General features: G+C 62.5%; 23 protein-coding genes. 15 read left to right on the top strand and 8 right to left on the bottom strand.

The annotated features are described in order from the left end of the window. Window positions 1-72: 72 nt before the first annotated feature. Window positions 73-345 (bottom strand): hypothetical protein, encoded by a 273-nt coding sequence (locus tag AWB79_RS35180; protein ID WP_061172076.1) that lies wholly within the window; start codon window positions 343-345, stop codon window positions 73-75. A gap of 361 nt (window positions 346-706) precedes the next feature. Here AWB79_RS35180 and AWB79_RS35175 point away from each other — a divergent pair, with 361 nt between their 5' ends. The 7 genes from AWB79_RS35175 (at window position 707) to AWB79_RS35145 (ending at window position 6,910) form a co-directional block, all read left to right on the top strand. Beyond that, window positions 707-1,525, top strand: coding sequence for a glycosyltransferase family 2 protein (locus AWB79_RS35175; protein ID WP_061172075.1), 819 nt, complete (start codon window positions 707-709; stop codon window positions 1,523-1,525). 187 nt (window positions 1,526-1,712) lie between these two features. Continuing rightward, the gene (gene hemA / locus AWB79_RS35170) at window positions 1,713-3,014 is read left to right on the top strand and encodes a glutamyl-tRNA reductase (protein ID WP_061172074.1); all 1,302 of its coding nucleotides are present in this window, start codon (window positions 1,713-1,715) and stop codon (window positions 3,012-3,014) included. Between the two features lie 99 nt (window positions 3,015-3,113). After that, the gene (gene prfA / locus AWB79_RS35165; RefSeq protein ID WP_061172073.1) at window positions 3,114-4,196 is read left to right on the top strand and encodes a peptide chain release factor 1; all 1,083 of its coding nucleotides are present in this window, start codon (window positions 3,114-3,116) and stop codon (window positions 4,194-4,196) included. Then, the gene (prmC, locus tag AWB79_RS35160; protein ID WP_061172072.1) at window positions 4,193-5,029 is read left to right on the top strand and encodes a peptide chain release factor N(5)-glutamine methyltransferase; all 837 of its coding nucleotides are present in this window, start codon (window positions 4,193-4,195) and stop codon (window positions 5,027-5,029) included. Before prfA ends, prmC begins: the two co-directional genes overlap by 4 nt. Before the next feature lie 76 nt (window positions 5,030-5,105). After that, on the top strand, window positions 5,106-5,417 hold the full coding sequence (gene grxD / locus AWB79_RS35155) for a Grx4 family monothiol glutaredoxin (protein ID WP_061121677.1): 312 nt from the start codon (window positions 5,106-5,108) through the stop codon (window positions 5,415-5,417). A 13-nt stretch (window positions 5,418-5,430) separates the two neighbouring features. Beyond that, complete coding sequence (locus AWB79_RS35150; protein ID WP_061172071.1) at window positions 5,431-6,030, top strand: UbiX family flavin prenyltransferase; 600 nt, start codon at window positions 5,431-5,433, stop codon at window positions 6,028-6,030. Window positions 6,031-6,124: 94 nt separating this feature from the next. After that, window positions 6,125-6,910: a DODA-type extradiol aromatic ring-opening family dioxygenase gene (locus AWB79_RS35145; RefSeq protein WP_061172070.1), complete on the top strand. Its 786-nt coding sequence runs from the start codon at window positions 6,125-6,127 to the stop codon at window positions 6,908-6,910. Window positions 6,911-6,983: 73 nt separating this feature from the next. On the opposite strand, the gene AWB79_RS35140 is transcribed toward AWB79_RS35145, so the two are convergent. Continuing rightward, entirely contained in the window at window positions 6,984-8,576 is a 1,593-nt protein-coding gene (locus tag AWB79_RS35140) for an APC family permease (RefSeq protein ID WP_096031656.1), read from the bottom strand. Window positions 8,577-9,027: 451 nt separating this feature from the next. On the opposite strand from AWB79_RS35140, the gene AWB79_RS35135 reads away from it, so the two are divergent. Beyond that, window positions 9,028-9,231 carry a cold-shock protein gene (locus AWB79_RS35135; protein ID WP_007000074.1) on the top strand — a complete coding sequence of 68 codons (204 nt, stop codon included), beginning with the start codon at window positions 9,028-9,030 and terminating at the stop codon, window positions 9,229-9,231. 78 nt (window positions 9,232-9,309) lie between these two features. On the opposite strand, the gene AWB79_RS35130 is transcribed toward AWB79_RS35135, so the two are convergent. Further along, the gene (locus AWB79_RS35130; protein WP_061172068.1) at window positions 9,310-10,560 is read right to left on the bottom strand and encodes an Hsp70 family protein; all 1,251 of its coding nucleotides are present in this window, start codon (window positions 10,558-10,560) and stop codon (window positions 9,310-9,312) included. A 216-nt stretch (window positions 10,561-10,776) separates the two neighbouring features. On the opposite strand from AWB79_RS35130, the gene AWB79_RS35125 reads away from it, so the two are divergent. Then, complete coding sequence (locus AWB79_RS35125) at window positions 10,777-12,276, top strand: MFS transporter (RefSeq protein WP_232471118.1); 1,500 nt, start codon at window positions 10,777-10,779, stop codon at window positions 12,274-12,276. Window positions 12,277-12,283: 7 nt separating this feature from the next. Here AWB79_RS35125 and AWB79_RS35120 read toward each other — a convergent pair whose 3' ends face one another. Further along, window positions 12,284-12,880 carry a nitroreductase family protein gene (locus tag AWB79_RS35120; protein WP_061172067.1) on the bottom strand — a complete coding sequence of 199 codons (597 nt, stop codon included), beginning with the start codon at window positions 12,878-12,880 and terminating at the stop codon, window positions 12,284-12,286. Between the two features lie 68 nt (window positions 12,881-12,948). Next, entirely contained in the window at window positions 12,949-14,232 is a 1,284-nt protein-coding gene (locus tag AWB79_RS35115; protein ID WP_061172066.1) for an MFS transporter, read from the bottom strand. Between the two features lie 93 nt (window positions 14,233-14,325). On the opposite strand from AWB79_RS35115, the gene AWB79_RS35110 reads away from it, so the two are divergent. Both AWB79_RS35110 and AWB79_RS35105 read left to right on the top strand, forming a co-directional pair. Beyond that, a complete protein-coding gene (locus AWB79_RS35110; protein WP_082862567.1) occupies window positions 14,326-15,009 on the top strand; it encodes a TetR/AcrR family transcriptional regulator in 684 nt (227 codons plus the stop codon). After that, window positions 15,006-15,563, top strand: coding sequence for a DUF1415 domain-containing protein (locus AWB79_RS35105; protein ID WP_061172064.1), 558 nt, complete (start codon window positions 15,006-15,008; stop codon window positions 15,561-15,563). The genes AWB79_RS35110 and AWB79_RS35105 overlap by 4 nt, the downstream gene beginning before the upstream one ends. On the opposite strand, the gene AWB79_RS35100 is transcribed toward AWB79_RS35105, so the two are convergent. Then, a complete protein-coding gene (locus AWB79_RS35100) occupies window positions 15,564-16,439 on the bottom strand; it encodes a class I SAM-dependent methyltransferase (RefSeq protein WP_061172063.1) in 876 nt (291 codons plus the stop codon). Window positions 16,440-16,819: 380 nt separating this feature from the next. Between AWB79_RS35100 and AWB79_RS35095 the strand changes: the two genes are divergently transcribed. Beyond that, window positions 16,820-17,140, top strand: a complete 321-nt coding sequence (locus tag AWB79_RS35095; protein WP_061172062.1) for a hypothetical protein — start codon at window positions 16,820-16,822, stop codon at window positions 17,138-17,140. A gap of 48 nt (window positions 17,141-17,188) precedes the next feature. Here the strand turns inward: AWB79_RS35095 and AWB79_RS35090 are convergent, their stop codons facing one another. After that, window positions 17,189-17,887 carry a FadR/GntR family transcriptional regulator gene (locus AWB79_RS35090; protein ID WP_061172061.1) on the bottom strand — a complete coding sequence of 233 codons (699 nt, stop codon included), beginning with the start codon at window positions 17,885-17,887 and terminating at the stop codon, window positions 17,189-17,191. A 211-nt stretch (window positions 17,888-18,098) separates the two neighbouring features. Here AWB79_RS35090 and AWB79_RS35085 point away from each other — a divergent pair, with 211 nt between their 5' ends. The 3 genes from AWB79_RS35085 to AWB79_RS35075 all read left to right on the top strand — a co-directional run bounded on the left by AWB79_RS35085 (window position 18,099) and on the right by AWB79_RS35075 (window position 22,161). Then, window positions 18,099-19,223, top strand: a complete 1,125-nt coding sequence (locus AWB79_RS35085; protein WP_061172060.1) for a mannitol dehydrogenase family protein — start codon at window positions 18,099-18,101, stop codon at window positions 19,221-19,223. 99 nt (window positions 19,224-19,322) lie between these two features. Then, the gene (locus tag AWB79_RS35080; protein ID WP_061172059.1) at window positions 19,323-20,609 is read left to right on the top strand and encodes an MFS transporter; all 1,287 of its coding nucleotides are present in this window, start codon (window positions 19,323-19,325) and stop codon (window positions 20,607-20,609) included. A 10-nt stretch (window positions 20,610-20,619) separates the two neighbouring features. Continuing rightward, on the top strand, window positions 20,620-22,161 hold the full coding sequence (locus tag AWB79_RS35075) for a D-arabinonate dehydratase (RefSeq protein ID WP_061172058.1): 1,542 nt from the start codon (window positions 20,620-20,622) through the stop codon (window positions 22,159-22,161). A gap of 61 nt (window positions 22,162-22,222) precedes the next feature. Here the strand turns inward: AWB79_RS35075 and AWB79_RS35070 are convergent, their stop codons facing one another. Then, window positions 22,223-23,857 carry an NAD(P)/FAD-dependent oxidoreductase gene (locus tag AWB79_RS35070; RefSeq protein ID WP_061172057.1) on the bottom strand — a complete coding sequence of 545 codons (1,635 nt, stop codon included), beginning with the start codon at window positions 23,855-23,857 and terminating at the stop codon, window positions 22,223-22,225. Between the last annotated feature and the right edge of the window lie 184 nt (window positions 23,858-24,041).

Genomic DNA, 24,041 nt, shown 5'->3' with positions numbered 1-24,041 from the left:
CTGATGGCCCGTGAAAGGCACAATTAGCAAGACAGGCAGCGAGGATCGCCCGCTGCCTGCCGGAAAAAGAGGTCAGCGGCGCGCCGCGAGCCCGACCGTCGTCGTCACGACGAGCAACGCGAACACGGCACACGCCAGCCATTCGAGCGTATCGCCGTCGTGATAAACATCGACGATATTGCCAAGCATGCGCGCGACGACCGTCGCCAGTATGCCAGCAGCGATGGCCGTCCAGATGCGCCCCGCCGCCCCGCGCCCGACGCGTCCCGCGCGCCGCAGCGGATGCAGCCACCAGCTCGCCGCGCCGATGACGGCGCCCAGAAAAATCAGTCCGATCCAGCCCATCAGCGAACGCGCTCCATCCGGGGGAGCTGGTCTGCGAACTGTTTCGGACGAGGGTCGGTGCTCATGGCGGGAGTATCGGCAAAAGACGGCGTGGACGGCGTAGCGCCTGAGTTTAGGGGGGCGGATGAGCGATGGCAAGCGAACGGCTTGGCCCTTTATTTCGGTTTCCGCCAACTCGTTAAGATAATTCGGAGATTTCATTTTCTTAAATAAACTGTCCGCTTTTTCGGAAGATTATCCTTCTAAATCAATGCTAAACTAGCCCATCGTTGAATAACGGCCCTTCTTTAGAACGCATCCGCTTTTCAATGGCGCGAAAATCGCCATTAACGGCTGACTTTGAATCTTCGAGATTTTGAATATGATCGATACGAATCTCATTTCCCTCCGTGGCCTCGAATTGATTATCACGTATCGCGGCTCGGGAGAGGAAAGACGAGCGAATCTACGCAGCGTGCTACGCCACCTGAACCGCACATATGCGGACTATCAGATCTGGCTTATCGAAGCGGACGCCGCTCCTACCTTTCAATGGTCCGAACTCAGCGATCCGAAAATCAGGCACGTTTTCGTACATGACACCGGGCCTTTTTCAAGGGCCCGACTCGTGAATCTCGGCGCGCTAATGACGAAGAGCCAGATTATCTGCATTCACGACGCCGATATGATCGCCAATCCGCATTTCATGAGACACGCCCTCGACGCGCTCATGGACGACAATAAAAGCGATGTATTGTGCCCTTTCACACGCGTTCTGAATGTTTCGGGAAATCTCCGTCGTTCGTTCATCGAATCGGGTGATTTCAATGAGCTGGCGCCCTATCTGGAAGGCGATTTGCCCGACGAGATCAATCTGCTCTACGCGAACACCTCGGGCGCGATCAATCTCATTAGACGCGCGGAGTTCATCCGGATCGGCGGCCTGGATCCGAGCTTCATGGGCTGGGGTGGAGAAGACGACGATCTGCTGATCCGCGCCGGGCGCCTCGGCGTGCGCTGGCATTCACTATGCGATCCGCGTGCGGCGCTCTTTCATATGAATCATGATTCTGCCTCGCGCCTTGCGATCTGCGCCGAGGAACATAGCGCGAAGAACCGGCAGCAGGCGTTTCGCACCGCTGAAATTTCGTTGGAAGAACTCGAGGCCCGCGCGCTCGAATTGTCGAGGTACTTCAGTTAAAAGTCGCCTGCGGCCTTCCGCCGCACGGTCGCAGCCGCACGCGGCGGATCGGGCGGCAGCCATCGGCGCCCTATGGGGACTGTTCCCACCCCAAATGACGTCTATAAATGAAGAAATACGCAAAAGGCTATAATATTGGGCTATCTGAAAGGCCACCGGCTTAGGCCCAAAGCATCAGCCCAAAACAATGCAGCTCCTCACGATCGGAATCAACCACCACACTGCGCCTGTCGCCTTGCGCGAACGCGTGGCGTTTCCGCTCGAACAGCTCAAGCCCGCACTGGGCGCGCTGAAGGACATCTGGCTCGGGCCGCTCGCGAAGGTTTCGCCCGAAGCGGCGATTCTCTCCACCTGCAACCGAACCGAGCTGTATTGCGCCACTGACGACTCCGCCGCTCGCGAAGCCGCGATCCAGTGGCTCTCTAAATATCACAGCATTCCCGTTCCCGAGCTGGCGCCGCACGTCTACGCGCTGCCGCAGTCGGAAGCCGTGCGCCATGCGTTCCGCGTGGCCTCGGGACTTGATTCGATGGTGCTCGGCGAAACACAAATCGTGGGACAAATGAAGGACGCGGTACGGACCGCGTCCGAAGCCGGCGCGCTCGGCACGTATCTCAACCAGTTGTTCCAGCGCACCTTCGCCGTCGCGAAGGAAGTGCGCACGACCACCGAGATCGGCGCTCAGTCAGTGTCGATGGCCGCGGCCGCCGTGCGCCTCGCCCAACGCATCTTCGAAAACATTTCCAGCCAGCGCGTGCTGTTCATCGGCGCGGGCGAAATGATCGAACTCTGCGCCACGCACTTCGCCGCGCAGAATCCGCGTGAGCTCGTGGTCGCGAACCGCACCGCCGAGCGCGGCGAAAAGCTGGCCGGCCGCTTCAATGGCCGCGCGATTCCGCTCTCCGAGTTGCCCGCGCGCATGGCCGACTTCGACATCATCGTGTCGTGCACCGCGTCCACGTTGCCGATCATCGGCCTGGGCGCGGTCGAACGTGCGGTGCGCGCGCGCCGCCATCGGCCGATCTTCATGGTGGATCTCGCCGTTCCGCGCGACATCGAGCCGGAAGTCGGCAACCTGCAGGACGTGTTCCTCTACACCGTCGATGACCTCGGCGCGATCGTGCGCGAAGGCAATGCGTCGCGCCAGGCGGCCGTCGCGGAAGCCGAATCGATCATCGAGACGCGCGTCGCGAATTTCATGCAGTGGCTGGACGCGCGCAGCATCGTGCCGGTCATCCGCCATATGCACACGCAGGCCGACGCGCTGCGCCGCGCCGAACTCGATCGCGCGCGCAAGATGCTCGCGCGCGGCGACGATCCCGCCGCCGTGCTCGAGGCGCTGTCGCAATCGCTCACCAACAAGCTGATCCACGGCCCGACGCACGCGCTCAACCGCGCGAGCAGCGAGGAGCGCGGTCAGCTCATCGACCTGATGAGCGGCTTCTACCGTCACGGCGCGGACAAATCGTCCAATTCGTCCGACCGTTAGCGACGTCCTTCTTGCTATTCTCCAGGGCCACGCGCGCCTGACGCGGCGGCTTCCCCGAATTCGCAGTTTCTCCGGAGCTTTTGGCTCCAACTCCGCCCGATGAAAACGAGCATGCAAAGCAAGCTCGACCAGCTTGCAAGACGGCAGGTCGATCTCAACGAACTGTTGAGCCGCGAGGACGTGACGTCCGACATGGACCAGTATCGCAAGCTCACGCGCGAGCACGCGGAAATCAGCCCGATCGTCGAGCAGTACGCGCTCTGGCGCCAGGCGCTGACCGATGAGGCGACCGCGCAGGATCTGCTCTCCGATCCGTCGATGCGCGATTTCGCCGAAGAGGAAATCGGCGAGGCGCGCGAGCGCATGGCGAAGATCGAAGGCGACTTGCAGATGATGCTGCTGCCGAAAGATCCCAACGACGATCGCAACATCTTCATCGAAATTCGCGCGGGCACCGGCGGCGATGAATCCGCGCTGTTCGCGGGCGATCTGCTGCGCATGTATCTGCGTTATGCGGAGCGCAATCGCTGGACGGCGGAGACGATGTCGGAAAGCGTGTCGGATCTCGGCGGCTACAAGGAAGTGATCGTGCGCATTGCCGGGCAAAGCGCGTATTCGCGGCTCAAGTTCGAGTCGGGCGGACATCGCGTGCAGCGCGTGCCGGCCACGGAAACGCAGGGGCGCATCCACACGTCGGCGTGCACCGTCGCCGTGATGCCGGAAGCCGATGAAATCAGCGAAGTCGTCATCAATCCGGCCGATTTACGCATCGATACATTCCGCGCGTCGGGCGCGGGCGGGCAGCACATCAACAAGACGGATTCCGCCGTGCGTGTCACGCACTTGCCGACGGGCATCGTCGTCGAATGTCAGGACGACCGCTCGCAGCACAAGAACAAGGATCGCGCGCTAAAGGTGCTGGCCGCGCGCATCAAGGACAAGCAGTATCACGAGCAGCACGCGAAGGAAGCCGCGACGCGCAAGAGCCTGATCGGTTCAGGCGACCGTTCGGAGCGCATTCGCACCTACAACTTCCCGCAAGGGCGCATGACGGATCACCGCATCAATCTGACGCTCTACAAGCTCGAATACATCATGGACGGCGATCTCGACGAACTAATCGGCGCGCTCGTGTCCGAGCATCAGGCGGAGCAACTGGCCGCGCTCGGAGAATCCGAGTGAGCAACGCCGGCGAGTTGTTGCGGACGTCCACGCTGCCGCAACTCGAAGCGCGCGTGCTGCTGATGCATGTGCTCGGCTGGCGCCGCACGGAACTCATCACGCGCGACCACGAAGCGCTGCCGTCCGATGCGATTGCTTCGTTTGAAGCGCTTGCGGCAAGACGGCTTGCGGGCGAACCGATCGCCCAGCTCACCGGCAAGCGCGAATTTTTCGGACTCGATTTCGAAGTGACGCCGGACGTGCTGATTCCGCGCCCCGAAACCGAACTGCTCGTGGAACTCGCGCTCGCAGCCATCGCGCGGACGCCGGGCGCGCGCGTGCTCGATCTCGGCACGGGAACCGGCGCTATCGCGGTTTCGATCGCACACGCTCGCGACGACGCGCGGGTGTGGGCCGTGGATCGTTCATCGGCCGCCCTGGAAGTCGCGCGGAGCAACGCCGCGAACATTCTCGAGGCGAGCCGTGCGGGCGGCGCGCTCACGTTCGTCGAAAGCGACTGGACCGCGAAGCTCGATGCGTCACTCGCGTTCGAGGCAATTGTCAGCAATCCGCCGTATATCGCCAGCGACGATCCGCATCTCGAACAAGGCGACCTGCGCTTCGAGCCGCGCGGCGCGCTCACCGACGACGCCGATGGCCTGTCGGCGATCCGCGCGATCATCGAGCGCGCGCCGCGTCTGCTCGCACCAAACGGCGTCTTGTGGCTCGAGCACGGCTACGATCAGGCGCAAGCCGTACGCGCGTTGCTGACGGCGCGCGGCTTCGCCGAGGTCCGTTCGATGCACGATCTCGCCGGCATCGAACGTTGCTCCGGCGGCATGCTCGCGGCCTGAGCACGTCAGCTTCGGAAACTGAAATCCGCTATCATTTCAACCGTCAACTCCACGAATTCTCACGCGCAGGAACGCCATGGACACGCAAGAACGCATCAAGCAAATCGTCGATCAGAACCCGGTCGTCCTCTTCATGAAGGGCACCGCGCAATTCCCGATGTGCGGCTTTTCCGGCCGCGCCATTCAGGTCCTGAAGGCGTGTGGCGTCGATCAGATCAAGACCGTGAACGTCCTCGAAGACGACGAAATCCGCCAGGGCATCAAGGAATTCTCCAACTGGCCGACCATTCCGCAGCTCTACGTGAAGGGCGAGTTCATTGGCGGCTCGGACATCATGATGGAGATGTACCAGTCCGGCGAGCTGCAACAGCTCTTCGCCGCTGCCTGAGCTTTTTCCGCAAGTGAGCGCGCCCGCTGCTGCGAAACGACGGCTCATCGTCGCGATTACCGGAGCAACGGGCGCCATCTACGGCGTGCGTCTCCTCGAAACGCTGCGCCGGCTGGGCGGCGTCGAGACGCATCTGCTCGTTTCCGGCGCCGGTTGGCTCAATATCCAGCACGAACTCGATCTCGATCGCGCCGCCGTCCACGCGCTCGCGGATGTCGTCCACAACGTGCGCGATGTCGGCGCGAGCATCGCGTCGGGTTCCTTCGCGACCGACGGCATGGTCGTCGCGCCCTGCTCCATGCGCACGCTCGCGAGCATCGCGCACGGTCTCTCCGACAACCTCATCACCCGCGCCGCCGATGTCGTGCTCAAGGAGCGCCGTCGTCTCGTGCTGCTCGTGCGGGAAACGCCGTTTAATCTCGCGCATCTGCGCAATATGACGGCCGTCACCGAAATGGGCGGCGTGATTTTTCCGCCGCTACCCGCGTTCTATCAGAAGCCTCAGAGCATCGATGAGATGGTGAATCACACCGTCGAGCGCGTGATCGACCTTTTCGGACTGGGCGCGCCGGTCGCGCGCTCCTGGCAAGGCATGCGCGGCGAGACGGATTAACAACGCCGGCGACACAATTCATTGCCGCATCGGCCGTTTATCAACGCAAGTCGCGGCCCTACATTGGTGGCAGATACCACAGGAATTTGCCGCCATGAGCCGACTGCCTACCGTTTTCATTTCCCACGGCGCGCCGACGCTGCCCATTGATCCGTCGATGCCGTCCGCCGACTTCGCCTCGCTCGGCGCAGAGTTGCCGCGCCCGCGCGCCATTCTGATGCTCTCCGCGCACTGGGGCACGGTGCAGCCCGTGGCCAGCACGGCCGAGCGGCCGGAAACCATCCACGATTTCTACGGCTTTCCGCGCGCGCTGTATGAGTTGCGCTACCCTGCGCCCGGCGCGCCCGATCTCGCCCGGCGCGCCGCCGCGCTGCTCGGCGCGAACGGCATTCCGGCCGCAACGACCGAGCACGGCCTCGATCACGGCGCTTGGGTGCCGATGCTGCTGATGTTTCCCGATGCCGACATACCGGTCGCGCAACTTTCGATTCAGCCGCGCCTCGACGCCGCGCACCATTTCCATATCGGTCGCGCGTTGCGCGATCTGCGCGATGACGGCGTGATGATCGTCGGTTCGGGGCAGATCACGCACAATCTGCGCATGGCCGATTTCAGCGCACGCCCCGAAGACGCCGACCCGCGCGTGAGCGAATTCACCGGCTGGTTCGAGAGCCGTCTGGCGGAACGCGACATCGACGCCCTGCTCGACTATCGCACCCGCGCGCCGCACGCCGCGCTGATGCATCCGACCGACGAGCATCTGCTGCCGGTTTTCAGCGCGCTCGGCGCGGCGGCGGACGATTACCGGCTCGGCATTCAGTCGCTCGGCACGTTCCAGCGCGCGCTCGCGATGACGAATTACGTCTTCACGGATAACTGAGCCCGAAGCGTCGCTGAAAGGAAAAACCCCGCCTGATCGCTCAGGCGGGGTTTTCGTTTTACGCGAATAACGCTTACGCGCCGACTTCGTGAAGAATATCGTCGCGGCTTTCGCGCTCGTCGAGATACTTGGTGCGATAACCCGTGTGCACGCCCCAGTAGTAGAAGATCAGCGCGAGAATGGCGACCGCGGCCATATCCCAGCCGTACGGCAGAAGCCCGTTTCCGCCGAAATCCTTGCTGCCGATCAGCGACATCACCGCCATCGACGGCAGATACGTAATCAGCCACCACGCGGCCTTGAGATCGCGGCCCCAGCCCGAGAAGCCCATCTTGCCCTGATAGTAGAAATACACCGGTAGCGCGACGACCATCAGCAGAATGATTTCGCCCGTGAGCGGCCACTTCGCCCAGAACAGCACGAGCGACGCGCACACGAACGCGAACGGCGCGATCAGGCCCATCAGCGGCAGCTTGAGCGGGCGGTCGAGATCGGTGGCCGCGCGGCGCAGCGCCATCAGGCTGACCGGTCCGGTGAGGTATGAAATGACGGTCGCAACCGAAATCACTGCCGCCAGCGAGCTCCAGCCGCGGAAGAAGAACAGAAAGACGAACGCGACGAACAAGTTGAACCACATCGCCGGGCGCGGCACGCCGTAGAACGGATGCACGCTGCCGAAGAGCTTCGGCATCGTGCCGTTGCGCTCCATCGCGTAGATCATGCGCGTGGTCGTCGCCATGTAAGTCGTGCCTGTACCGCTCGGGCTGACAAAGGCGTCGACGTACAGCAGGATCGCGAGCCAGTTGAGGTTCAGCGCGAGCGCCAGTTCCGCGAACGGCGACGCGAAGTTGAAGTGCGACCAGCCCTTCGTCACATCGGTCGGACTCACCGCGCCGATATACGCGATCTGCAGCAGCACGTAGATCACAAGCGCAAGCAGAATCGAGCCGATCACGGCGAACGGCACGCTGCGCGCCGGATTGCGCGCCTCACCCGCGAGGTTCACCGGGCTCTGAAAGCCATTGAAGCTGAACACGATGCCGCTGGTGGCCACCGCCGTCAGCACGGCGGGCCAGCCGTACGGCGCGAAGCTGGAAGTCGTGCCGAAGTTCTCGGAATGGAAGCCCGTGAAGATCAGGCCGGCAATGGTCGCGCCCGGAATCAGGAACTTGAAGATCGTGATGGCCGAATTGGCGCGCGCGAACACCTTCACGCCCCAGTAGTTCAGCATGAAATAGATGATCACGAGCACGGCCGACAGCGCAATGCCCATCGGCGTCAGCGATTCGTTGACGAACAGCGCGTGCGCCCAGTCATAGGGCCAGGTGCTCATATATTGAATCGATGCTTCGGCTTCGATCGGAATGACCGAGACGATCGCGATCCAGTTCGCCCACGCGCTGATGAAGCCGACGAGCGCGCCGTGCGAATAGCGCGCATAGCGCACCATGCCGCCGGACTCGGGGAACATTGCGCCGAGTTCGGCGTAGGTCAGGGCGATCGCCAGAATGACCACCGCGCCGATCACCCACGCGACGATCGCGGCCGGTCCTGCAATCTTCGCGGCTTTCCATGCCCCAAAGAGCCAGCCCGAACCGATGATGGACCCCAGGCCCGTCAATAGCAGCGCCATCGGGCCGATATTTCTCTGTATCGAACTCTTCAAAATCTTTTTCTCCATGTCTCGCGCCGCAGCGCTTCGCTCGCGGCCAACCGTACCGCCCGGCCTCGGGATGCCAGAACCGTTCCCGGCGATCCGATGTTTCGGTGCAACCTTTAAGATGGCGCGTAGTGTAACGGTTGCACCTTTCGAATGCAGTGCACGTCGGGAAGAAGATTCACCTTGATTTTGATGTTTTTGAGTAAAACTGACCCATCACAGAAAGATTTGTAAGTTTTGGTTGCCTATCCCGAAAATATCCCCTCAGAGTTGTCGGAAATTAATTGACCCGGATATCGTTTCGCCGTATAAAGCTTCTTGCAGGATTTCAAGTGGCGAGTGAATTGGTTCTTTCGAGTTCGCCATCACGGTACTCCGGTTGGTCCCATTGCCCCTTCCTTGATTTTCCGCACCCTTGGGCTTCGGCCTTATTCATCATTTTTTTGGAACAAGTAACATGGAAACCGGTACCGTCAAGTGGTTCAATGACGCAAAGGGCTTTGGCTTCATCACTCCGGATGGCGGCGGCGAAGATCTGTTCGCGCACTTCTCGGAAATCCGCATCGAAGGCTTCAAGACGCTTCAGGAAAACCAAAAGGTTTCCTACGAAGTGAAGACTGGCCCGAAGGGCAAGCAAGCCGCGAACATCAAGCCGGTCTAAGACCCGCGAGAATTCGTATGAAAAAACCCCGCCTAGGCGGGGTTTTTTTGTTTTTGCGCCAATGGCTCCGGCGTGCCCTTAGGCGAACACGCGCTGGGCGTAGATGCCGAGTCCCTTCGCCACGCTGGCGAGGCGATCGCCGAACACCGGTTGCGCGCCGGGAAAAGCCGCCGACAGTGCCTCCGACAGGAACCGCAAGCCGGTCGTGCCGCCAGTGAAATAAATGGCGCCGACGTCGCCGGGCGCGACGCCGGCGCGCTTGAGCGTTTCCTGCGCCGCCTCGACGATGCGCCGCGTCTCGTCCGCGCCCGCCGCGATCAGTTGCGCTTCATCGAAGGCCACGCGCAGCGCTTCTTCGACCTCTTCCATGTCGATTTCGGTGACGCCACCCGCCGCGACGTCGATCTTCGCTTCTTCCGCGTGCGCAGTCAGCGCGTGACCGAGCCGCCGATCCACTACGCGCATCAGACGGTCGTGATGGCGCGTGTCGGAGTAGAGATGGCGCATCAGTTGTAATTCGCTCACGCGCTTGGGCGTGTAGACCGTGTTGATCAGGTGCCAGGTCGCGAGATCGAAATACACGGAACTGGGCAGTTCGCGTCCCTTGGGATCGAGCGACTGATAGCCGAGTTCCCGCAGCACGGTCACGAGTTCGACGCGGCGGTCGAAATCCGTGCCGGCCACGTGCACGCCATGATGCGCGAGCACGTCGTCCTTGCGCTCGAGATGCCGGGCGCGTTCCGGTCCCACTCGCACGAGCGAAAAGTCCGAGGTGCCGCCGCCGATGTCCGCGACCAGCACGAGCCCCTCGTTCGTCAGGCCCGCTTCGTAGTCGAAGGCGGCGGCGATCGGTTCGTACTGGAAGTGAATCTCGCGCAGACCGATGGCGTGCGCGCACGCTTCGAGCTGCTTCTGCGCCATGCGGTCGGCTTTGGGATCGTCGTCGACGAAAAACACCGGGCGGCCGAGCACCGCTCGCGTGAGCGGCTCAGGGGCGAGCGCCTGCGCCTTCTGCTTCAGATGCTGCAGAAAGAGCGTGATGACGTCGGTGTATTTGATTGCGGAGCCGTCGCCCAGGTCGGTGCTGTTATCGGCGAGCGGCGAGCCGAGAATGCTCTTCATCGAGCGCATCAGACGGCCGTCGAAACCGTCGATATACGCCTCCAGCGCCGCGCGGCCGTACGACTGGTTATTCTCGTCGGTGTTGAAGAACACCGACGTGGGCAGCGTGGTGGCGTCGCCCTCGACGGGCGCCAGCCGAATCGACAGGCCATCGGGAAGAGCGACGGCGGAATTGGACGTGCCGAAATCGATCGCGCAATAAGTCATGGGCTTCGGCGGCGCCGTCGGAGAGCGCCGCATTCAAACATGGACGGCGTTTTTATCACGTTCCGGGAGACGCATCAACCGTGTTTCGTTTATTTTTAAACCACTGAGTTTAATCGATAAAAGCGGAATGCAACTTGCTCGCCGTGTAGCAATTTATTCACTATTTTGCGTGCGTCGTCGCAGTCAAAGCGAAGTCGAAAGCACGTCCGGAAGTCCATGAGCGAAACCGTCGCGCAGCGCGACAATCCGCAGGAGAACCGTTTGAGCGATCCAGCCAGCGAGCGTCCTGAGATCATCGAAACCGATCTGCCGGGACGGCTCGATCGTCTGCCGTGGGGGCGTTTTCACACGTTGATCGTGTGCGCGCTCGGCATCACCTGGCTGCTCGACGGCCTCGAGGTGACGCTCGCCGGCGCGGTCGCGAGCGCGCTCAAGACGAGCCCGGCATTGCAGTTTTCAAATGCGGATGTTGGCGTCGCGGGCAGCGCGTATATCGCGGGCGCCGTACTCGGCGCGCTCGGTTTCGGCTGGCTCACGGACCGGCTCGGCCGGCGCAAGCTGTTTTTCATCACGCTGTTTCTCTACGTCGCCGCGACCGCTGCGACCGCGTTCTCGTGGAATCTCGCGACCTTCGTGCTGTTCCGCTTTCTCACTGGCGCGGGCATTGGCGGCGAGTACACCGCGATCAACTCGACGATCCAGGAATTCACGCCCGCGCGACTGCGCGGCTGGACCGACCTCGCCATCAACGGCACGTTCTGGATCGGCGCGGGAATTGGCGCGGCGGGGTCGCTCGTGCTGCTCGACCCGGGCATGCTGCCGCCCGACTGGGGCTGGCGCGCGTGCTTCCTGATCGGCGCGGCGCTCGGCCTCACGATTCTCTTCATGCGGATGTGGGTGCCGGAGAGCCCGCGCTGGCTCATCACGCACAACCGCGCGGAGGAAGCGAGACAGGTCGTCGAGGAAATCGAGGCGCATTTTCGTCAGCATGGCGTCGAGATTCCCAATACGCATATAAAGCCGCTGCGCCTGCGCGCCCGCGAGGGAACGCCGATTCGCGAAGTCGTGCATACGCTTTTCAAGGCGAATCGCAGCCGCTCGCTCGTCGGACTGATGCTGATGACCGCGCAGGCGTTTTTCTACAACGCGATCTTTTTCACCTACGCGCTTGTGCTCACCGACTTCTACAAGGTGCCGGGCGATCAAATCGGCTGGTATGTGCTGCCGTTCGCGGCGGGCAACTTCCTCGGCCCCGTGCTGCTCGGCAGGCTCTTCGACGTGCTCGGCCGGCGCCGGATGATCGCCTTCACGTACGCGATTTCGGGCGTCCTGCTGACGATCAGCGGCTGGATGTTCATGCGCGGCATGCTCACGGTGACGGAGCAGACGATCGCGTGGATGGTGATTTTCTTCTTCGCCTCGGCGGCGGCGAGTTCCGCCTATCTGACGGTGAGCGAAACCTTCCCGCTCGAGATTCGCGCACTGGCGATTGCCGTGTTCTACGCCTTCGGCACGGCGTTCGGCGGCATCATCGGACCGACGCTGTTCGGCCAGTTGATCGATACGCACGAACGGGGCGCCGTGTTCATCGGCTATCTGATCGGCTCGGCGCTGATGATCGCGGCGGCGGTCGTGGCGGGCATCTGGGGCGTCGCGGCGGAGCGCAAGTCGCTGGAAGATGTCGCTCGTCCGCTTTCGGCGGCGGACGAGCACTGAACCACGCTTACTCGAACGCCTTGTTCCACGCGCCTTCGAACGCCGTTTCGCCGAGCGGCTTGCGCGCACGCGGCGCGGCTTCGCGTTCGCGCAACGCTTCGTCGAGCTGGCTGGCGTCGCCGAAATGGCCGATCGCGACCATCGCGATGACTTGCACCTCGTCGGGAATCGAGAACGCCGCTCGGAAAGCGTCGCGGTCGAAGCCGCCCATCTGATGCGTCGCGAGGCCCAGCGCGTGAGCTTGCAGGACCAGCGTCATCGCGGCGGCGCCGGTGTCGTAGAGCGCGGTCTTGTTCGGTTCGTTCTTCGGCGTCAGCGAATAAGCCGCCACGCAAACCAGCAGCGGCACATGCGCGTTCCACTTCTGATTCGAGGGCGCGAGCGTGTCGAACGCGCGGTTGAACGCGGCTTCGTCGCGATGACGGTCGAACGCGATGAAGCGCCAAGGCTGCATGTTGTTCGACGACGGCGCCCAGCGCGCCGCCTCCAGCAGCCGATGCAACTGCGCGCGATCGACCGGCTTGTCGGCGAACGCGCGCGGGCTCCAGCGACCGGCGATCAGTTCGTGGATGTCGATGTCGGTCGGAGCGGGTTTCGTGGTCATGTTTCTTTCCTTGTCGGTTGAATCGGCAAGCGACAAGGATAAACAAGCTCACGCGGCCGTGCAGCGCCTCAGGTCGCGGCCACGCCCATCGACCGATTCGCCCGATTGATGCGCAACACGGTCACCGCGGCGACGAGACACAGGCCGCCCGAGATCATCGTCGCGACGGTGTAGCTGCCGAGGCTCGAGCGCAGCATGCCGCCCCCCAGCGCCGCGAAAGCCGCGCCTAGCTGATGGCCCGCGACGACCCAGCCGAACACGATCGGCGCCGATTCCTTGCCGTAGACATCCGTGGCGAGGCGCACGGTCGGCGGCACGGTCGCGATCCAGTCGAGGCCGTAGAACACGGCGAACAGCGGCAGACCGAAGAAATCGATGCCGAACGCGTACGGCAGATAAATCAGCGACAGCCCGCGCAGCCCGTAGTACCAGAACAGCAGCACGCGCGCGTTGAAACGGTCGGAGAGCCAGCCGGAAAGCGTCGTGCCGAACAGGTCGAAAATGCCCATCGCAGCGAGCAGCGTCGCGCCCTGCACTTGCGTCATGCCGTAGTCGGAGCACATCGCGATCAGGTGCGTGCCGACATAACCGTTCGTGCTCGCGCCGCAGACGAAAAAGCTGAAGAACAGCAGCCAGAAATCGCGCGTCTTGCTGGCGGAGCCGAGCGTGCTGAACGCGAGCTTGATCGGATTCTTCGGCGGCGTGTAGGCGCCCGGCGGCAGATCGGCCTTTTCGCCGACGGGCCGCAGCGCCATGTCAGCCGGACGCTCGGGCAGAAGCCACGCGACGAACGGCAGGACGACCGCCGCCGCCGCCGCGACCACGAACACCACCGGCCGCCAGCCGTAGTGCTCCGAAATCGATGCGAGGAACGGCAGGAACACGAGCTGGCCAGTCGCGGAACTGGCGGTGAGAATGCCCATCGCGAGGCCGCGATGCGTGGTGAACCAGCGGTTCACGATCGTCGCGGAAAGTGTGAGCGCCGCGACGCCCGTCGCGCTGCCGACCATCACGCCCCAGACGAGCACCATCTGCCACGGCTCGGTCATCATCGACGAAATGCCGACGCCCGCCGCCAGCGTCGCGAGCGCGGCGAGCACGGTCGGACGCACGCCGAAGCGCTGCATCGCCGCCGCCGCGAACGGGCCGGCCAGTCCGTAAAGCGCGAGATTGATCGAAATGGCCAGCGAGATCGTGCCGCGCGACCAGCCAAACTGCTTTTCCAGCGGCAGCATCATGACGCTCGGCGTCGCGCGCGTGCCGGCCGCGGCCAGCAGCACGAAAAACACGACGCCCACCGCGACCCAGCCGTAGTGCACCCGGCCATTCAGCCGTCTCGCAACCCAATTCATCGCTGCTCCGTTTCGTTGATTTTTGTCTCTGGCTAGAACTTTCGTTACCGCTCTGTCACATCAGAGTTGCGAGCTTAGTTACTGGTCGGTAACATGTCAAGCACGCAGCGAAATTTCGAGGGACCGACTTTGACACGATCGACAACAGAGCAGCCGAAAAACCCCAGCCGGCGCGGTGTCCGCACCGACGGCGCGACCGCGCAGGAGCAACTGCTCGACGCGGCGCAGGAACTGTTCTATCGCGACGGCGTTCGCGCGATCGGCGTCGATGCCGTCGTGGAGCGCGCGGGCGTCAACAAGATGAGCCTGTATCGGCAATTCGCGTCGAAGGACGAGCTCGTCGTCGCGTATCTGGAGCGCATGGACGAAGGATTTCGCCGGCGCTTCGAGGCGAGCGTAGCGAAGCATCCGGACGACCCGGCGATGCAACTGATTCAAGGGCTCGAAGATCTGGTGAAACGCGCGTCGTCGCCGGATTATCGCGGCTGCCCGTTCGTGAACATCGCGTGCGAGTTCGGCGATCCGGCGCATCCGGCACGGCAATTGGTCGAGCGCAACAAAAGTTATCTGATGACGCGGCTCGTCGAGATTTCCACGGCGGCGGGAGCGGATAATCCCGCGGAACTGGCGGAATCGATCGCATTGCTGGTCGACGGCATCTACGCGACGAGCCAGACATACGGTCCGGGATCGGGTCCGCTGCGCGCGGCGCCGCGCATCGCACGCACGCTGATCGACGTGGCGTGCGCCACGCATCGAAAACAGGAAGGTTCATGACTGACAGCAGCACCCGCGACGAGGTGATCGCGGCCACCCAGCACTGGCTCACCCGCGCGGTGATCGGACTCAATCTGTGCCCATTCGCCAAGAGCGTGCATGTTAAAAAACAGATTCGCTATGTGGTGAGCGAGGCGCACGGCGTGGAAGATCTGGTCGTAGAACTGACCGATGAACTTCGCCTGCTGCGCGACACCGATCCGGAATCCGTCGACACGACGCTTTTGATCACGCCGCACGCGTTCGCCGATTTCTCCGACTACAACGACGCATTATTTTTCGCCGAGCGCCTGCTCGATCAACTGGGACTGGCGGGCGAATTGCAGATCGCGAGTTTTCATCCGCACTATCAGTTCGAAGGCGCCGCGCCCGACGATATCGACAACTACACGAATCGCGCACCGTATCCGATATTTCATCTGTTGCGCGAAGCGAGCATCGACCGCGCGGTCGACGCCTTTCCCGATGCATCGGACATCTATGAACGAAACATAGACACGCTGCGACGCCTCGGCCATGAAGGCTTCGCAGCGTGGATGAACGAAAAGAAGTGATTACTGCGCGGGCGCGAAGAATCGCTCGCGCAGTTCGTCCAGTCCGAGCGTTTCGAGCACGTCCGACAGCCGCTGCGCCGGCCGGCCACGCGGCAAATCCTTGAACTGCGCGACGATCAGTTCATTCTTCATCGAGTGTTCCCAGCCGACGAGTTCCGTCACTGTCACCTGATAGCCATGCGATTCGAGTTGCAGGCAGCGCAACACGTTCGTGATCTGGCTCCCGAATTCGCGCGTGTGCAGCGGATGCCGCCACATTTCCGTGAGTACGTTCTTCGACAGCGAATGCTGCTTGTTTTTGCGCAATACGGAAGCGACTTCCGCCTGGCAGCACGGCACCACGACGATGTATTTCGCTTTCTTCTGCAGAGCGAACTGGATCGCGTCGTCGGTAGCGGTATTGCATGCGTGCAGCGCGGTGACGACATCGATCGAATCAGGTAGACGATCGGAATCAATTGATTCGGCCACCGACAGATTCAGAAACGACATCCCTGTAAACCCCAAGCGCTGCGCCAATTCCTCGGATTTTTTTACCAGCTCCTCGCGCGTCTCGATTCCAAAGATGTGTGACCGATCGCGCAGAGTCTTGAAGAAGAGATCGTAGAGAATGAAGCCAAGGTAAGACTTGCCCGCGCCGTGGTCGACCAGTGATACGGCCCCCTGGCGCGCATGCACTTCGGCGAGAAGCGGTTCGATGAACTGATAGAGGTGATACACCTGTTTCAGTTTGCGGCGGCTGTCCTGGTTCATCTTGCCGTCGCGCGTGAGGATGTGCAGCTCCTTCAGCAGTTCGATGGACTGGCCGGGGCGGATTTCGTGTTTGGTGGAGGGGTCGGGTGTGCCCGGAGCCGACTCGGAAGACTTCTTGGCCATCGTGATAGTGACGTGGTGAATGAAAAGCGGAGCATGTTCGCGCCGAATGTGCGCTAACCGCTGGTTCTGCCGTCTCAAAAGGGGAAGTTTACCCAAAAGCGCGAAGACGCTCTTGTTCCGGCACTGGCTCATCGGCCAATGCGTTGCGATAGAAACGCATGGAACATTTTGTGCATCGTCCGACAATGAGGCCATTGGAAGAGACGACACAGCGTGGCCTCGAGCCCACGTACCGATGCAGCACGCAGGAGCAACAAGCTGGTAACAGGCTGCGCCTCGACACGTGGAGCGTTGTCACCCGCGTCCGGCCTGTTACGTAACACCTAACGCACAGCGCGGCGAATGCGACTCGCCGGCGCCACGAACATGAGAGGACGGCGATGGATGCGATCCCGGACAAGAAAGCAGAAAAGCAGTTTCAGGAAATGCTCGCGGCGCTGACCGCGATGCCCGCGTGGAGTGAAAAGCAGCAGCTCGAACTGGAAATGGCCCGAGAGATTTCCGTGGAAATGTTGCGCCTCGCCGAATCGATGCGCGACGGTGCAACGGACATCGAGTCGTGCCTGACGATGCTGAAGTACGCCAAGGTGATGGACTTCGTCCTGACAACGCTCGCCTCGCGCCGGGAGATCGCGCCGCAGACACTGCGCGTCATCTTCAAGCTGGCCGGCCTGAAGGTCGATGAGGCCTACCCGGGCTGACGCGGTCATCGCTGCAAAACCGGCGCGCGTTCCGAGCGCGCGCTGGGGTCAGTTTTTGCGCCTGGTCATCAGACGCGCCGCGGACTGACGCATGTGCCGTTGCATGGCGGCCTGTGCCTGTATCGCGTCGCGCGCTTCCAGCGCTTCCAGAATCTCCCGATGCTCGCCCAGCGCGGCGGCCCAGGTTTCCTCTCCTTCGAAGTGTCCCCGCAGCGTCGACGATAACGGACTGTGTCGCTCGTCGTACAGACTGCCAACCGTGCGCACCAGCACGTCGTTGCCCGTCATCTGCGCAATCGCGATGTGAAACGCGCGATCGGCAGCCTGCGGAACCTGACCGTTATCCACTTCCCGGGCCATCATCTCGAATACCGCACGCAGCGCTTTCAGTTCCTTCGGCTTGGCGAACGGCGCGACGCTCGCGGCGATCGCGCCTTCGATCACACTGCGCGCGTTCATGATCTCGATCGGGCTTTCGCCCAGTTCGCCTTCGCTCGTCGGCGGCTTGGCGGCGGGCGCCGCGACGATATACACGCCCGAGCCCATGCGGATTTCGACGCGCCCCTCCAACTCCAGCGCGACGAGCGCCTCGCGCACAGATGGTCGCGACACGCCGAGCGTCTGCGCCAGTTCGCGCTCCGACGGCAGACGGCCGTTCGGTGCGAAATCCTTCTGTTCGATCAACCCGCGCAACTTGTCGGCGATCTGTAAATAGAGGCGGCGCGTTTCGGCTGGTTTGACACTCACGTGCGACTCCTGCTTTTTCGTCTCGGGGAAAACGTGGATTGTAATCAGCGAAAGGGTTGACGCACCGTGGGACGGGCGTTCGACACATTTTGACCGCTTTAAAGTGGCTTGACCAATTCTATTTCAAGACACTAGTATGCAATCCGGTAAGGCCAGGCGGCCGATATTTTTGCGTCGATCTGGAACCGTTCCCAGACAACATGCCACCACGATGAGCAATCCGATTCTCCAGTTCGGCACGAGCCGTTTCCTGCAAGCCCACGTGGATTTCTTTGTCGCCGACGCGGCGCGCCGCGATCCGGCGAAGGCCCTCGGCAAGATCACGGTCGTGCAGACCACGTCCAGCGCCGACAGCCGCGCGCGCGTCGATGCCTTGCGCGCCGCCGGCCGCTATCCGGTGCGCATTCGCGGACGCCGCCGCGACGAAACCGTCGATACGACCGTCGAATGCGATTCGATCACCGAAGCGCTGCACGCGAACGAGGACTGGCCACTACTGATCGAGCGCGTGAAGCGCGACGTGAAAGTGATCGTTTCGAACACGGCGGACGCCGGCTACGCGCTCTTCGATGAAGACAGCGCCGATCTTCTCGACGGCCAGCGCACGCCGCGCGGCTTCGCGGCGAAGCTCGCGGTGTTGCTGCATGCGCGCTTTCAGGCGGGCGCGGCGCCGATCACGCTTTTGCCGTGCGAACTCGTTTCGCGCAACGGCGACACGCTGCGCGACCTGGTTGTCGGCGTGGCGCGCGGCTGGCAGGTCGATGACGCGTTCATCGGCTATCTGACGAAAGACTGCGTGTGGGTGAATTCGCTCGTCGACCGGATTGTTTCGGAACCGATCGAGCCAGTCGGCGCGATCGCGGAGCCGTATGCGCTGTGGGCGATCGAGCGAAAGGCCGGCATGACGCTGCCGTGCGAGCACGAAGACATCGTCATCACCGACGATCTCGCGCACTACGAACGCCTGAAGCTCCTGATGCTCAATCTCGGCCACACGATGCTCGCGGAAATCTGGCGCGCGCGCGAAGGCTCGCCCGACATGACCGTGCTCGACGCGATGCGCGATCCAGCGTTCCGCGATCCGCTCGAAGCCGTGTGGCGCGACGAGGTGCTGCCGGTATTCACGGCGCTCGGCCAGCGCGAAGTCGCGACGGACTATCTCGCGAGCGTGCGCGACCGCTTCGAGAATCCCTTTCTGGTGCACCGTCTCGCGGACATCGCGCGCAATCACGACGAGAAAAAGGTTCGCCGTTTTCAGCCCGTGATCGATCTGGCGCGCGAACTGAAGCTCGACATCGAACAAAAGCGTCTGCGTGGCGCGCTCAAAACCGCCTGAAGAGCGGTACGACTGTTTTCGAATCACGACGCGCCGCGCCGGCATCGCGGTCAAGTCGCCAAACATGAAAATGCCGCCCCATCCCGGAGGAGACAAGCAATGCGCAAAATGCGTTGGGTAGTGATATTTCTGGCCTTCCTGGCCATCGCGATCAATTACATCGATCGCGCCAATCTCGCGGTCGCCGCGCCGCAGATCGAAAAAGCGCTCAACATCGGCCCGGCTGAAATGGGCTTCATCCTGAGCGGCTTCTTCTGGAGCTACGCGCTCATGCAGATGCCGTTCGGCTGGTTCGTCGACCGCGTCGGCGCGCGCATCGCGCTGCCGCTCGCGGTGGGCTGGTGGTCGGTGTTCACGGCGCTGACCGCGGTCGCGTCGAGCGTCATGGGCATGTTCGGCTGCCGCCTGATGCTGGGCATCGGCGAAGCGGGCGCGTATCCGTCGTGCGCGAAGCTCGTGTCGCAATGGTTCAAGAAGGATCAGCGCGCGTTCGCCACGAGTATTTTCGATTCCGGCTCGCGCGTGGGTTCGGCGCTGTCGATTCCGGTCGTCGCGCTCATCATCAGCTCGTTCGGCTGGGAGGCGTCGTTCGTCATCACCGGCGTGATCGGTTTCGTGTGGATTCTCGGCTGGTTCCTCATCTACCGTAACAAGTCGAAAGGCGATCTGACCGGCGAAACCGACGTCGCGCCGGTGCCGGTCGCGCCGAAGAACAAGGTGTCGTGGGGCTCGCTGTTCAAGTACCGCACGCTGTGGGGCATGATGCTCGGCTTCTTCTGCCTGAACTTCGTCATCTACTTCTTCATCACCTGGTTCCCGAGCTATCTCGTGCAGGCGCATGGCTTCTCGCTCAAGTCGCTCGGCACGCTCGGCACGATTCCCGCGCTCATGTCGATTCCCGGCGGCTGGCTCGGCGGCGTCGTGTCGGATTCGCTCTTCAAGCGCGGCTGGAGCCTCACGGCGGCGCGCAAGACCTGCATGGTCGGCGGCATGCTGATGTCGTCGGTGATCACGTTGTGCGCGTTCGTCACCAACATCTATCTGATGCTCGCGTTCTTCGGCATCGCTTACGCGAGCCTTGCGTTCGCGGCCGCATCGATCTGGTCGCTGCCCAGCGACGTCGCGCCGACGCCGGATCACGTCGCGTCGATCGGCGGCATTCAGAATTTCGCGTCGAACCTGGCGGGTATTGTCATCACGACCTTCACCGGCGTGATGCTCGCGATCACCAAGGGCTCGTTCGTGATTCCGCTGTGCGTCGCGGGCGGCTTCTGCTTCCTCGGCGCGTTCAGCTATCTTGTAATCGTCGGCAAGATCGAACCGCTCAATCGCGCCGAAGAAGAGGAAAAAGCGCGCACCGACGGGCGCGCTCCGTCCACCATCTAAGTAAAAGATCATGTCCACCACATCCACCGACCATGCGGTCATCCGGCTGCATCCCAACGACGACGTCGTGATCGCGACGCGTCAGTTGCTCTCCGGCGCGCGGGTCGCGTCGGAGGATCTCGTCGTCGCCGGCCTGATTCCGCCGGGCCACAAGATCGCGACGCGCGACATCGCCGCGGGCGCGCCCGTGAAGCGCTACAACCAGATCATCGGCGTGGCGCGCGAGGCGATTTCGCGCGGACAGCACGTTCACACGCACAATCTGTCGATGGCCGATTTCGCGCGAGAGCACGAATTCGGCATAGACAAACATCCGACGCCGTTCGTCGATGCACCCGCGACCTTCATGGGCATCCGCCGCGAAGACGGTCGCGTGGCGACGCGCAATTTCGTCGGCGTGCTGACGAGCGTGAACTGTTCGGCGACGGTCGCGCGCGCGATTGCGGATCACTTCCGGCGCGACGTGCATCCGGAAGCGCTCGCGGATTATCCGAATGTGGATGGCGTGATCGCGCTGACGCACGGTCTCGGATGCGGCATCGACACGCTGGGCGAAGGCTTGCAGATTTTGCGGCGCACGCTGTCGGGTTACGCGGTGCATCCGAATTTTCATTCGGTGCTGTTCGTCGGGCTGGGATGCGAGACGAATCAGATCGCGGGCGTGCTCGAATCGAGCGGCCTGAAGGACGGCGAGAAGCTCAAGAGTTTCACGATTCAGGACAGCGGCGGCACGCGCAAGACGATCGAACGCGGCATCGCGTTGGTGAAGGAGATGCTCGCCGATGCGAATCGCGTGCAACGCGAGCCGGTGCCCGCGTCGCATCTGATCGTCGGATTGCAGTGCGGCGGATCGGACGGCTATTCGGGGATTTCGGCGAATCCGGCGCTGGGCGCGGCGGTCGATAAACTCGTCGCGCACGGCGGCACGGCGATTCTTTCCGAGACGCCCGAGGTGTATGGCGCGGAACATCTGCTGACGCGACGCGCCGTGAGCCGCGAAGTCGGCGAAAAGCTGCTCGCGCGCATCAAGTGGTGGGAAGAGTACTGCGAGCGCAACGGCGCGGCGATGGACAACAATCCGTCGGCGGGCAACAAGGTCGGCGGCTTGACGACGATCCTCGAAAAATCGCTCGGCGCGGTCGCGAAAGGCGGGACGACGAATCTCGTCGAAGTGTATGAGTACGCGCAGCGCATCGACGCGAAGGGTTTCGTGTTCATGGATTCGCCTGGCTACGATCCGATGTCGGCGACGGGACAAGTCGCGTCCGGCGCGAACCTGATTTGCTTCACGACCGGGCGCGGCTCTGCCTATGGCTGCGCCCCCTCGCCTTCGCTCAAGCTCGCGACCAACACCGCGCTGTGGGAGCGGCAGGAAGAGGACATGGATATCAACTGCGGCGGCGTGATCGACGGCTCCGCGACCATCGAACAGCTCGGCGAGCAGATCTTCCAGATGATGCTCGACTGCGCGTCGGGCGTGGCGTCGAAGAGCGAAATCCACGGTTACGGACAGAGCGAGTTCGTGCCCTGGCAGGTGGGCGTGGTGACTTGATCTGATTCCCCGGCTTCGTGCCGATGTGAGCAAGAGCGCGCCGTGTCCCGGCGCGCTTTTTTCATGCGGTCGCCGCTTGGCTCGCCATCATGCTTTTCGCGACGGCCTCGGCCACTTCGATTCCATCGATCGCGGCCGAATAGATTCCGCCCGCGTATCCCGCGCCCTCGCCTGCCGGATACAGGCCCTCGACGTTCATGCTCTGATAGTCGTCCTTCCGACGCAGCCGCAGCGGAGAGGATGTTCGCGTCTCGACGCCAGTCAGCACGGCGTCATGCATCGCGAAACCTTTGATCTTCTTGTCGAGTTCCGGCAAGGCTTCGCGGATCGCCTCGATCACGTAATCGGGCAGCGCAGTGCTGAGGTCGGTCGGCTTAACGCCCGGCTTGTACGACGGAACGACCGAACCGAGCGAGGTCGAAGGCCGCCCCGCGATGAAGTCGCCCACCAGCTGCCCCGGCGCCGAGTAATCACCGCCGCCGAGTTCGAACGCGCGCTCTTCCCACTTGCGCTGGAAATCGATGCCGGCGAGCGGACCGCCAGGGTAGTCGTCCGGCGTGATGCCCACGACGATGCCCGCGTTCGCGTTGCGCTCGGCGCGCGAATACTGGCTCATGCCGTTCGTGACGACGCGCCCCGGCTCCGATGTCGCCGCGACGACCGTGCCGCCCGGGCACATGCAAAAGCTGTAGACGGCGCGCCCGTTGCTGCAGTGATGGACGACCTTGTAGTCCGCCGCGCCGAGCATTTCGTGACCAGCGAATTTGCCGAAGCGCGCGCGATCGATCAAGCCCTGCGGATGTTCGATACGAAACCCGAGCGAGAACGGCTTGGCTTCCATATAGACACCACGGTCGTGCAGCATCTGAAACGTATCGCGCGCGCTGTGGCCGACAGCGAGCACGACGTGATCGCAGCGCAGCGTTTCGCCGGTCGAAAGCTTGAGTCCGCGCACCTTGCCGTTATCGATCTCGATATCCTCGACGCGATGCTGGAATCGAACTTCGCCTCCGAGCTGATGAATCTGCGCGCGCATCTTCTCGACCATGCTCACGAGCCGGAACGTACCGATGTGCGGACGGCTCAGGAACAGAATGTCTTCGGGCGCGCCGGCCTTCACGAATTCATCGAGCACCTTGCGGCCATAGTGTTTCGGGTCCTTGATCTGGCTGTAGAGCTTGCCATCGGAGAATGTTCCCGCGCCGCCCTCGCCGAACTGCACGTTCGACTCGGGATTCAGTTCGTTGCGTCGCCAGAGGCCCCATGTGTCCTTCGTCCGCTCGCGCACGGCCTTGCCGCGCTCCAGGATGATCGGCCGGAAGCCCATTTGCGCGAGGATCAAACCAGCGAACAATCCACACGGCCCCATGCCAATGACGACAGGCCGCAGCAGCGTCGAATGCGCCGGTGCTTGCGCCACGAAGCGATACGCCATGTCCGGCGTTACCGCGACATGCGGATGCGGACGACCATCGAAACGTTGCAGCACGGATGCTTCGTCCTGCAATTCGACATCGATGATGTACGTCAGCTTGATGTCGGCCTTCTTGCGCGCGTCATGTGCGCGGCGAAATACGTGAAATCGCACGAGTTCGTTCTTGCCGACGTCGATCTCCGCAAGACGCGCGAGAACCGCGGTTTCGATAGCCGATTCGGGATGATCGAGCGGGAGCTTGATTTCGCTTAGACGTAGCATGGGGACTGGGCGGACGTTGCCGTGGGAAATACGAAGAGAGATTTTAGCGCTGGATGGCAAGGCATCCCGCCGTCCGACGCTCGCGATTCAGCGATTTCGGACCTTCCAACGCAAAAACCCCACCTTTGTGGGGTGGGGTTTTTGTTTTCGGCATGAGGAGCCTGACGATTACCTACTTTCACAC

The sequence above is a fragment of the Caballeronia hypogeia genome (assembly GCF_001544875.2).
In the GTDB taxonomy this organism is placed as follows: Bacteria; Pseudomonadota; Gammaproteobacteria; order Burkholderiales; family Burkholderiaceae; genus Caballeronia; species Caballeronia hypogeia.
Note: the sequence above shows the minus strand (reverse complement) of the source record. Positions and strands in the feature narration are given on the sequence as shown.

Excerpts from the sequence above, each read along its gene's own strand:
- AWB79_RS35135 (WP_007000074.1), top strand. The coding sequence starts at position 9,028 with ATGGAAACCGGTACCGTCAAGTGGTTCAATGACGCAAAGGGCTTTGGC.
- AWB79_RS35125 (WP_232471118.1), top strand. The coding sequence starts at position 10,777 with ATGAGCGAAACCGTCGCGCAGCGCGACAATCCGCAGGAGAACCGTTTG.
- hemA (WP_061172074.1), top strand. The coding sequence starts at position 1,713 with ATGCAGCTCCTCACGATCGGAATCAACCACCACACTGCGCCTGTCGCC.
- AWB79_RS35130 (WP_061172068.1), bottom strand. The coding sequence starts at position 10,560 with ATGACTTATTGCGCGATCGATTTCGGCACGTCCAATTCCGCCGTCGCT.
- AWB79_RS35070 (WP_061172057.1), bottom strand. The coding sequence starts at position 23,857 with ATGCTACGTCTAAGCGAAATCAAGCTCCCGCTCGATCATCCCGAATCG.
- AWB79_RS35100 (WP_061172063.1), bottom strand. The coding sequence starts at position 16,439 with ATGGCCAAGAAGTCTTCCGAGTCGGCTCCGGGCACACCCGACCCCTCC.
- grxD (WP_061121677.1), top strand. The coding sequence starts at position 5,106 with ATGGACACGCAAGAACGCATCAAGCAAATCGTCGATCAGAACCCGGTC.
- AWB79_RS35175 (WP_061172075.1), top strand. The coding sequence starts at position 707 with ATGATCGATACGAATCTCATTTCCCTCCGTGGCCTCGAATTGATTATC.
- AWB79_RS35105 (WP_061172064.1), top strand. The coding sequence starts at position 15,006 with ATGACTGACAGCAGCACCCGCGACGAGGTGATCGCGGCCACCCAGCAC.
- AWB79_RS35075 (WP_061172058.1), top strand. The coding sequence starts at position 20,620 with ATGTCCACCACATCCACCGACCATGCGGTCATCCGGCTGCATCCCAAC.
- AWB79_RS35180 (WP_061172076.1), bottom strand. The coding sequence starts at position 345 with ATGGGCTGGATCGGACTGATTTTTCTGGGCGCCGTCATCGGCGCGGCG.
- AWB79_RS35095 (WP_061172062.1), top strand. The coding sequence starts at position 16,820 with ATGGATGCGATCCCGGACAAGAAAGCAGAAAAGCAGTTTCAGGAAATG.
- AWB79_RS35120 (WP_061172067.1), bottom strand. The coding sequence starts at position 12,880 with ATGACCACGAAACCCGCTCCGACCGACATCGACATCCACGAACTGATC.
- AWB79_RS35145 (WP_061172070.1), top strand. The coding sequence starts at position 6,125 with ATGAGCCGACTGCCTACCGTTTTCATTTCCCACGGCGCGCCGACGCTG.
- AWB79_RS35080 (WP_061172059.1), top strand. The coding sequence starts at position 19,323 with ATGCGCAAAATGCGTTGGGTAGTGATATTTCTGGCCTTCCTGGCCATC.
- AWB79_RS35115 (WP_061172066.1), bottom strand. The coding sequence starts at position 14,232 with ATGAATTGGGTTGCGAGACGGCTGAATGGCCGGGTGCACTACGGCTGG.
- AWB79_RS35110 (WP_082862567.1), top strand. The coding sequence starts at position 14,326 with ATGTCAAGCACGCAGCGAAATTTCGAGGGACCGACTTTGACACGATCG.
- prfA (WP_061172073.1), top strand. The coding sequence starts at position 3,114 with ATGAAAACGAGCATGCAAAGCAAGCTCGACCAGCTTGCAAGACGGCAG.
- AWB79_RS35085 (WP_061172060.1), top strand. The coding sequence starts at position 18,099 with ATGAGCAATCCGATTCTCCAGTTCGGCACGAGCCGTTTCCTGCAAGCC.